Source organism: Paenibacillus glacialis (assembly GCF_001637205.1).
GTDB lineage: Bacteria > Bacillota > Bacilli > Paenibacillales > Paenibacillaceae > Paenibacillus_AQ > Paenibacillus_AQ glacialis.
In genome coordinates, this window is sequence record NZ_LVJH01000010.1 from 71,481 (window position 1) to 80,014 (window position 8,534).

Annotated in this window: 14 protein-coding genes; 12 read left to right on the forward strand and 2 right to left on the reverse strand. The window is 38.0% G+C overall.

Features of this window, described 5'->3' with window-relative positions:
- Positions 1 to 42: 42 nt before the first annotated feature.
- The 6 genes from fur (at position 43) to PGLA_RS08360 (ending at position 3,344) form a co-directional block, all read left to right on the forward strand.
- The gene (gene fur, locus PGLA_RS08340) at positions 43 to 513 is read left to right on the forward strand and encodes a ferric iron uptake transcriptional regulator (protein ID WP_068531538.1); all 471 of its coding nucleotides are present in this window, start codon (positions 43 to 45) and stop codon (positions 511 to 513) included.
- A gap of 144 nt (positions 514 to 657) precedes the next feature.
- Positions 658 to 1,638, forward strand: a complete 981-nt coding sequence (locus PGLA_RS08345; RefSeq protein WP_068531520.1) for a copper amine oxidase N-terminal domain-containing protein — start codon at positions 658 to 660, stop codon at positions 1,636 to 1,638.
- 50 nt (positions 1,639 to 1,688) lie between these two features.
- Complete coding sequence (locus PGLA_RS29375) at positions 1,689 to 2,111, forward strand: VanW family protein (RefSeq protein ID WP_281197271.1); 423 nt, start codon at positions 1,689 to 1,691, stop codon at positions 2,109 to 2,111.
- Positions 2,112 to 2,196: 85 nt separating this feature from the next.
- Complete coding sequence (locus tag PGLA_RS29380) at positions 2,197 to 2,562, forward strand: VanW family protein (protein ID WP_281197272.1); 366 nt, start codon at positions 2,197 to 2,199, stop codon at positions 2,560 to 2,562.
- A gap of 56 nt (positions 2,563 to 2,618) precedes the next feature.
- Entirely contained in the window at positions 2,619 to 3,098 is a 480-nt protein-coding gene (locus tag PGLA_RS08355; RefSeq protein ID WP_068531522.1) for a DinB family protein, read from the forward strand.
- A gap of 42 nt (positions 3,099 to 3,140) precedes the next feature.
- Positions 3,141 to 3,344, forward strand: a complete 204-nt coding sequence (locus PGLA_RS08360) for a DUF4177 domain-containing protein (RefSeq protein WP_068531524.1) — start codon at positions 3,141 to 3,143, stop codon at positions 3,342 to 3,344.
- Between the two features lie 85 nt (positions 3,345 to 3,429).
- On the opposite strand, the gene PGLA_RS08365 is transcribed toward PGLA_RS08360, so the two are convergent.
- The gene (locus PGLA_RS08365) at positions 3,430 to 3,807 is read right to left on the reverse strand and encodes a hypothetical protein (RefSeq protein ID WP_068531526.1); all 378 of its coding nucleotides are present in this window, start codon (positions 3,805 to 3,807) and stop codon (positions 3,430 to 3,432) included.
- Between the two features lie 152 nt (positions 3,808 to 3,959).
- Between PGLA_RS08365 and PGLA_RS08370 the strand changes: the two genes are divergently transcribed.
- The 6 genes from PGLA_RS08370 (at position 3,960) to PGLA_RS08395 (ending at position 8,259) form a co-directional block, all read left to right on the forward strand.
- Positions 3,960 to 4,427, forward strand: a complete 468-nt coding sequence (locus PGLA_RS08370; protein WP_245699772.1) for a GNAT family N-acetyltransferase — start codon at positions 3,960 to 3,962, stop codon at positions 4,425 to 4,427.
- Positions 4,428 to 4,558: 131 nt separating this feature from the next.
- Positions 4,559 to 5,002 (forward strand): GNAT family N-acetyltransferase, encoded by a 444-nt coding sequence (locus PGLA_RS08375; protein ID WP_068531528.1) that lies wholly within the window; start codon positions 4,559 to 4,561, stop codon positions 5,000 to 5,002.
- A 10-nt stretch (positions 5,003 to 5,012) separates the two neighbouring features.
- Positions 5,013 to 5,771, forward strand: a complete 759-nt coding sequence (locus tag PGLA_RS08380; protein ID WP_161487862.1) for a DUF1361 domain-containing protein — start codon at positions 5,013 to 5,015, stop codon at positions 5,769 to 5,771.
- Positions 5,772 to 5,810: 39 nt separating this feature from the next.
- Complete coding sequence (locus PGLA_RS08385) at positions 5,811 to 6,800, forward strand: hypothetical protein (protein ID WP_145939510.1); 990 nt, start codon at positions 5,811 to 5,813, stop codon at positions 6,798 to 6,800.
- A gap of 81 nt (positions 6,801 to 6,881) precedes the next feature.
- Entirely contained in the window at positions 6,882 to 7,499 is a 618-nt protein-coding gene (locus tag PGLA_RS08390; protein ID WP_068531532.1) for a class I SAM-dependent methyltransferase, read from the forward strand.
- A gap of 19 nt (positions 7,500 to 7,518) precedes the next feature.
- The gene (locus PGLA_RS08395) at positions 7,519 to 8,259 is read left to right on the forward strand and encodes a Type 1 glutamine amidotransferase-like domain-containing protein (RefSeq protein WP_068531533.1); all 741 of its coding nucleotides are present in this window, start codon (positions 7,519 to 7,521) and stop codon (positions 8,257 to 8,259) included.
- Positions 8,260 to 8,303: 44 nt separating this feature from the next.
- Here PGLA_RS08395 and PGLA_RS28525 read toward each other — a convergent pair.
- Positions 8,304 to 8,534: IS30 family transposase (locus PGLA_RS28525; protein ID WP_145939511.1), on the reverse strand; the 231-nt coding region annotated here is incomplete at its 5' end.

The window sequence follows — 8,534 nt, forward strand, 5'->3', positions numbered from 1 at the left end:
AACATTTACAAGAGGATTGTTAAGGAGGCGTTAATAGAAATGATGGATGCACGTATTGATGAGATCAGAAAGCAATTGACGGCCAAAGGATATAAGCTTACTGCTCAAAGGGAAGAAACGGTAAAGGTATTGCTAGAGAATGAAGATAATCATTTAACGACTGAAGAAATTTATATGATAGTTAAAGATAGAGTTGCAGAGATCGGAATTGCTACAGTATACAGGACATTAGAATTGTTAAAAGAGTTACATGTCGTTGAAAAAGTTAATTTTGGTGATGGCGTGTATCGCTTTGATTTAAGAAGAAAGAATCAAGCTCATTTCCATCATCATTTGATCTGTACGGAATGTGGAGCGGTACAGGAAATTTTGGAGGATTGGTTACTTCTTTTAGAGAAGCGTGTTGAGCGAGAATTTGGATTTACTGTTGAGGATCATCGTCTAGATTTCCAAGGAATATGTCATTCCTGCAAACTCAATCAGAAGAGTGAGAATTGTAAAGCTGTATCCTAAATAATTAAACAAAAGTGTAAGGTTGAACAACGGGCCAAGAATTGTATTCTGTGGCTCTTTTTGTATGTGAATTTAATATGACAAAAGATTATCTAATCCAACTCCCGAAATGGGGTATTATGGATGTGAAGGGAGATGGTATATATGCAACATACAAGTCAACTTCGGCAATTTTCAAGAAAAATTGGAACGATAGGTTTGCTACTACTTGTTAGTATGGGTTCTGCTACTTCAGTAATCCATGCGGATACGACCAACAAACCATTTCAAATTACTGTAGATGGCGCATGGATTCAGGGAGAAGGAATGTCTTTTCAACGCAATGGGACCATAATGATACCTATTCGAGTCGTAGCTGAAGCTATCGGTGCGAATGTAAGCTGGTTCCCTAAAGAGCGGAAGATTACTGTGAATAAGGGAGAACTCAATGTACAATTTGTAGTTGGGAGTAAGCAAGCCCTGATTAATAATAAAGAAGAAGAGATATTGGCAGCCCCTGAAATTAGAGAAGGAAAAGTATTCATACCACTACGAATCGCGATGGAAAGCATGGGGGCAACGATCCGCTGGGATGCATCCAATCATACCGCTGCGATAGAGTCATTCCTTTCTCCAAAAGATGCTAAGGAGCAGATTGCATCAATCGCTGATAAGACAATTTTGGCCATAAAGAATAAGGATTTCGCAACCCTCTCTAATCTGTCTAGTCGAGAACATGGAATTCTATTCGCACCCTATAGTTATATTGATCAGAAGCGGAACATCATAATATCTCATGGGAAGATTGCTGAAGGATTCGATAACACGAAGACATATTTATGGGGCACAGAAGATGGGACTGGAGATCCTATTTCTATGACATTTGAGTCTTACTACAAACGATTCGTATATAGTAAAGACTTTGCAAGTGCTCCTAAGGTTGGGTACAATCAGACGCTTGGATTAGGAAATTCACTTAACAATGTTCGTATGATTTATCCAGAAAGTATTGTCGTTGAATATTATTTCGATGGATTTGATCCAAAGTTTGAGGGAATGGATTGGAAGAGTTTACGTCTTGTGTTCGAGAAAGAAGCTGATACTTGGCTCTTAGTCGCTATTCTTCATAATCAATGGACGATATGAGAGGGTATTAGCAATGGAATAAGAAAGATTATGTATTAGGCGGGAAGAATATGATAAAAGGAATATTAATCCGAATACCGTTCATTTACAAAATAAGAGTTAGTCAGCTGAGGGAAAAAAGAAGATTTAACAACGTGTTTGTGAAATTTGCAAGATATCAATCGAACAGTGATTTATCCTATACGTTGAAACGGTACCAATCCCTTCTTAGAAGGAAACTTGGAACCTCTGATCCTCAACTTCAAGAAAACAAAGTAACCAATTTGAGCATAGCGTTAAAGAAAATTAATAAGATTGAAATCAACCCTGGAGAGACCTTTTCTTTCTGGGATTTGGTAGGGAAGCCTACGATGAGAAAAGGATATATTGAAGGGATGCAATTATCGCAGGGAGAAGTGAAGACTGGCGTTGGTGGAGGGTTATGTCAGTTAGCGAATTTATTATTCTGGTTAGTTATACATAGATTGAACTAAAGTTTGCGCTCACAAGTTCAATTATTTCTAAAGAGAATCATGAATATGAGGGTTCGTCTTTAGTTCAATCGATATACATACACCAATGGAGATAACAGAAAGGCATCATCATAGTTTTGATCCATTTCCAGACAAGCAACGCGTACTTCCATTTGGGAGTGGGCAAGTATTCTTTAATTATGTTGATCTTCGTTTTCATAATCCTACATCGCACAAGTTCCAGCTTAAAGTGTGGTTGACGGATACTCACTTAAAAGGTTCCATCCTCAGTGATCATCAATGGCCTTATTCCTATCATATTGAAGAAAGAAATCATCAATTTCATTGTAGCAAGAATAAGAACTATAGAGAAAATGAAATATGGAGAAAGGAAGTAGATAAGAGAACAGGATTGACAAGGAACGCTGAACTTATCGTACATAATTATTCAGAAGTGAAATACAGCATATGAGTTGATTTGAATTTCAGATCATTAATTCCCAGGACAATAAATATAGGAGGTTGGATATGTCAGAGATCATTGAAAGTAAAGATCAATTATTAGAACAATTTAGCGAGTGGATAAGTTGTGTAAAGAAACTTAATGAGTATGGCGAAGATGTGTGGAATGAAGAAATAGCAGAGGGCAAATGGTCACTTCGTGAAATCGTAAGCCATATGATGTTATGGGATAAGTATTTCTTCGAAACAGCGATCGAAAAGATTTATAAGGAAGAGAAACTGACTATCACGCATCAAGATTTCGATGAATTTAACGACAAAGCAAAGGAATATGGGAAGAGAACGAGCATTGAGGAATTAGGTGAACAATCCATCGACATAAGAGAACAGATTATTCAGCATATTCGTAAGTTATCTGAAGAGGCTTATCTCGCAAGTTATATGGATAGTGGAGAACCATTTCATATTCCACAATATCTACAAGATTTCATATGGCATGATCAGCATCATATGGGCCAATTGAATGACTTTATTGAACGCCATTAAGAATAATGGGTTGGATGGCTTTATAATAAAGGAGGAGCAATTGTGGATCAATGGGAATACAAGACGATAAAATATAAGACGATAGGATTTCTTGGAGGTAAAGTAGACGAGGAGCAATTTGAGGAGAGCCTGAATCAATATGGATTCGATGGATGGGAGCTTGTTTCTTGTTTTGATACGAGCAATACGCAAGGGCAATCCAGTGACATTATAATCGTGTTTAAGAGAAAAGCGTTATTAGGCTAGTTCATAACAAAATCCATCACACAAAAAGAAGCTGCTATTCTGTGAAATCCAACAGAGTAGCAGCTTCTTTAATTAATTCACATCATTAGATTAAACGATATCCACGTGGTAATATTCCAGTTCTGCGAATTTCTCGAATTTGAGCGAAAGTTAATCTTTGATTAGATGAAATCAAGGACTCTACATCACGTCCAGCGATAAAGTCATCTAAATCTCGGATGTCTCGGTTTCCGCGAATGACGCGGAATTCCCCACGAAATCTTGTGCGTGAGAATAACACTAATGTTGCGTTTGGATTTCTAGAGAAGAATCTAAGACTTTCAATTCCACCTAGAAGATTTTCCAAATTACGAATACCTAAATTGCCCCTGAAAGTTCTGCGTAATCCACGGAAATTCTCATCAGAAAAGACGGTGAGGCGTGGGAAAACGACTTGTGTAATTACTTTTTTTGATTCTACCATTTATATCAACCTCCTTTCTCAAAATAATATATGTTGAGAGAGTAGGAAGTGATTGGATATACAACGATGAAACAGCACAATTATCACATGGTTAATCCGGGTATGTTGGGAATTCGAATGGAAATAGATGCCCTGGATGATATATTATGGATATGAAGGGACGTGAAGGCATGTATTCGACTATTCAAGCAACGATAGAAGATATGGAAGAAGTCATATTACTATTTGATCAATACCGAATTTTTTATGGACAAGACTCAGACACGATTAATGCTCGTATCTTTATTTCTGATAGGTTTGACAACAATGATTCTGTTATATTATTAGCAAGAGATACGACTGAAGGAGCACCCATAGGTTTTGTACAGATGTATCCTTCTTTCTCTTCCATCTCGATGAGGAAAATATGGATACTTAACGACTTGTTTGTCATTGAGAAATACAGAAGACAGGGTGTTGCGCAGTCACTATTAGATGCAGCAACGAATGTTGCACGTATAACAAAGGCTAAAGGAATCGAGTTATCTACCGCATCGGATAATGTGAATGCGCAAAGGCTGTATGAACGTAATGGTTTTAGGCGAGATGAAGTGTATTATTATTACTCATTGGAAATGTAGACAGAAAGGGTGCTGAGATTGCAATTTCAAAATATACTATTCGATTTAGATTCGGGATTAAGGGTCTATACGAAAATGAAGTGTATCCAGGTATTCCTGAATTGCTACAGGCATTAAAGGGAGGGATTAAGATGACTATTACCGAAACAACCACATATCCAATAGATTTATTATTACTGGCTGATCCAGAAGAACAAGCTATACAAGCTTATATCACAAGAAGCAGTTGTTATGTGAAGGAGATGGATGGAAAGGTTGTAGGAACCTATGTCATACTACCAACCAGGCCTCACACAATGGAAATTATGAATATAGCTGTAGAAGAATCTTTACAAGGCAAGGGGATCGGCAAACAATTAATTCAACATGCGATACAGACCTCAAGGGAATTAGGGTATACGAGTATTGAGATTGGTACGGGTAACTCAAGTATTCCACAGTTGTATCTGTATCAGAAATGTGGATTTAGAATCGTAGGTATTGATAAGGACTATTTCACTCAGCATTATGACGAACCTATATTTGAGAATGGTCTACAGTGTAGGGATATGGTGAGGTTGCGACAATATATATGACGGCGGTGTTGTGAAGCCTAGTCGAAATTGGCTTGATCGAGGAGGTGGCAACCTGGAGAGGTTAAAACAACGAAATGTACAGTCTAATATCATCATTGTAGGACTGCTGTTAATCGCAACGATAGGATGTCTGTCATTAGCGGATTATCTAAGAGAATATACCAATAGGAACATATATTTATATTTGAACTGGGATGTATTCCTGGCTTGGGTACCTGTTGGATTAGCGCTGTTGATCAACATTGTATATGTATACATGAAAAAGAATCTTAACTTGAGAAGGATATTATTACTATTGATAGGAATGGCATGGTTATTCTTCTATCCTAATTCAGCGTATTTAATTACGGATATGCTACATCCGTTCGTTCACTATAAACCTGAACCAGGGGAGCGATTTACTCATGACATTGAATTTTGGTACCACCTAATCCTTTTTTTCTCAGCGGCATTAATAGGATTATTGCTAAGTATTGTTTCCTTATTTTCGGTTCATGGGCTAGTACGTAGAACATTTAGTGAGATCACTGGGTGGATGTTCGCTGTTATAATTCTAATGTTAAGTAGCTTGGGGATATATATTGGGAGATTTATTCGTTGGAATAGCTGGGATGTGCTGTTGCAGCCGTATAAGATCTTTCATGATACATTGCTTATGCTAACAGATCCTGAACAACTACAGCATGTCTTGCCATTTACGGGGATGATATTTGCGGTTACTTTGATAAGTTACTGCGTTGTATATTGCTTTTCTTATATGAGGAAATGACAAGAGGATTTCTATGCTATTAGGGTGCTGAGGAGATGGATGATGAGAAAACAAATTGTGCAAGTGATATTACTATCATTGTTTCTAACTGCATGTAAATCACAGTCCCAACCTAACAACGTGGATCCTATTGAAAAGACACCAGTGAGCTCGGAAGCCCCAGCGGTTAAACCGACTAGTGAACCATCAAGTGAACCCATCAGTGAGCCGCAGATTGAACCTGAGAAGTTGGAAAAGGTATCCGTTCTACCATATGGAATTTCATACTACCAAGGCGATGAACATATGGATGGAATTGGTGAAACAAACAAGCCAGCCAATTTCAAAAGACATCCCTACATCCCATATGGATTCTATATTTATGAATCTATGGAGGAGTATAAACTTGAAGATGGTACAGAGTGGGGGATGGACAATCAAAGGAGTCTCTTTTCATTGTTTGATAAAGAACAGATTTCGGTTGAACCCAACTTCATGAATCCATCCTTAACCAAATATAAAGAATATATCGGATCAGACAAGGATGAGTACGGCAGTTATTATGATTTTTTTGGTTTCCACGATCGTGGGCGTGATCTCGTCGTAAGAACACATTACTTCGAAGAAGATAAGAATAGGTCACTCCCCATGTTTTTGGATGTACTTAGATCAATCCATTATATATCCGATCCCAAAGCATTTCGGTCGGGGATAGATTTTGATTTTCCAGCAGGAACAGATTCCGATGAAGAAGAAGTTATCAAGTTAGTGAAAAAGAATGTGGAGGCTATGGTATCCAAGGATAAGGCTGTATTCCGATCGACACTTACTTCTTCGGATGTAAATTATCTAGATTTCTTAATCGACACCCCTATAAAGTACAGATTTACGAAGCTTGAGATGATAGAGCCTTACGATGATTCTACCGGTCGTAGAAATATTCGTATTCGTTACGATTATTTGGAAGATGGAATCGTCAAACAATCTGGTAACATCTTCACATCGCTAAAAGGCAAAGACGGCAAGTGGAAGATTGCAAATATTGATTGATAGGTGAATTAAGTTATATCGTTTATGATTGGGCAAATGGTATGTGTATATGGATGAAAATGATATATATGGAGGAATACGATGTTAAGTAGCGAAGGATTTGACTTTTGGGCTGGGGATTATGACGATTTCATATTGAATAGTACAGGATATCCTTTCGATGGTTATTATGATCTCTTAGGTTATGTGCAGAATATCGTTGAGATTAATCCAGATACGTTGGTATTGGATATCGGCATAGGTACGGGAGCGCTAACTTATGAAATTTACAAAAAAGATGTGCAAATACACGGGCTAGATTTTTCACCGAAAATGATTGAGTTAGCACAAGAAAAGATGCCAAATGGGGAGTTTTTCTTATTTGATTTTCAAAATGGACTACCTAGTGAAGTGGGTTGTTATAAGTATGATTATATCGTGTCGTCTTATGCGATACACCATATTGAAGATCCATTGAAGATTAACTTCATCGTTCAAATGAAAGGCAACTTAAAGGAATCAGGTGTCATTGTTATAGCTGATGTGTCCTTTAGAACACAGGAAGATCATGATCAATGCAAGATTATGTCAGGAGACCATTGGGATAATGATGAATATTATATGGTTGCGGATACCATTGTCCCTCAACTTGAAGCTGAGGGGCTTGACGTCGAATATATTCAGAAATCATCATGTGGCGGGATTCTAATCATTAAATAATGAGAGAGAGGGACTGAACATGGGAATTATCGTTGCTATTGGCGGGGGAGAATTAAGTCTACATGAAACCTATGCTATTGATTCTGAAATTGTAAAGTTGACGGGTAAAGAGAAGCCTACTGCATTATTTATACCAACAGCAAGTGGGGATGCTCCTGGGTATTGTGATACATTCCAACAAATCTATGGTGATGAACTGAATTGTGATGTGGATTTTCTTTTGTTAATTGACAACAAGATGACAAGGGAAGAGATTGCCCATAAAGTGAGTCAAGCTGATCTAATTTATGTGGGTGGTGGACACACAGGAAATATGCTTGCAATCTGGCGAGAATATCAGGTGGATCGTATGTTATTAGAAGCCTACAACAATGGGACGGTGTTATCTGGACTCAGTGCAGGATCTATCTGTTGGTTCGAACATGGGCATAGTGATATTTCGATTCCAGGCAGTAATGACAATTGGGAATATATTAAACTTGAGGCATTAGGCATGTTGAAAGGATTTCATTGCCCACATTTCAATGAAGATGCTCGTCCGATGAGCTTTCCAGAGATGATCCAAGGAACAGATGACATGGGAATAGCGATAGAGAATTATTGCGCCATTATTTATAACGATAACCAGTATAAAGTTATTAAGACAGCAGATGATGCTAATGCATATAAAGTGTTCTGTCGAAATAATCACGTTGTGAAAGAAGAAATTGTTCAGGATGAACGTTTCAGAGACATTGCTGAACTGTATGATACAAAATAGCATCGAATGACGAATATGAATAATATTTTTCAAATGACAGATTGTCAAGTCAAGTGCGACAGGGCTTCCATGAAAGCTTCGTGAGCAGACTTCCAGCCTAGACATTTACGCGGGCGATCGTTAATAAGGCGGATGGCTTCAGCAAGCTGCTTATCTGTGACCTTAGCGAAGTCATGACCTTTGGGGAAGAACTCCCGCAGAAGGCCATTACCGTTCACAGTAGAACACCGTTGCCAAGAAGAATTGGGCTTACCGCATGAGCCATTGTCTGTGTG

Coding starts and splice junctions, on each gene's coding strand:
- fur (WP_068531538.1), top strand. CDS start 43: ATGGATGCACGTATTGATGAGATCAGAAAGCAATTGACGGCCAAAGGA.
- PGLA_RS08345 (WP_068531520.1), top strand. CDS start 658: ATGCAACATACAAGTCAACTTCGGCAATTTTCAAGAAAAATTGGAACG.
- PGLA_RS29375 (WP_281197271.1), top strand. CDS start 1,689: ATGATAAAAGGAATATTAATCCGAATACCGTTCATTTACAAAATAAGA.
- PGLA_RS29380 (WP_281197272.1), top strand. CDS start 2,197: ATGGAGATAACAGAAAGGCATCATCATAGTTTTGATCCATTTCCAGAC.
- PGLA_RS08355 (WP_068531522.1), top strand. CDS start 2,619: ATGTCAGAGATCATTGAAAGTAAAGATCAATTATTAGAACAATTTAGC.
- PGLA_RS08365 (WP_068531526.1), bottom strand. CDS start 3,807: ATGGTAGAATCAAAAAAAGTAATTACACAAGTCGTTTTCCCACGCCTC.
- PGLA_RS08370 (WP_245699772.1), top strand. CDS start 3,960: ATGAAGGGACGTGAAGGCATGTATTCGACTATTCAAGCAACGATAGAA.
- PGLA_RS08375 (WP_068531528.1), top strand. CDS start 4,559: ATGACTATTACCGAAACAACCACATATCCAATAGATTTATTATTACTG.
- PGLA_RS08385 (WP_145939510.1), top strand. CDS start 5,811: ATGATGAGAAAACAAATTGTGCAAGTGATATTACTATCATTGTTTCTA.
- PGLA_RS08390 (WP_068531532.1), top strand. CDS start 6,882: ATGTTAAGTAGCGAAGGATTTGACTTTTGGGCTGGGGATTATGACGAT.
- PGLA_RS08395 (WP_068531533.1), top strand. CDS start 7,519: ATGGGAATTATCGTTGCTATTGGCGGGGGAGAATTAAGTCTACATGAA.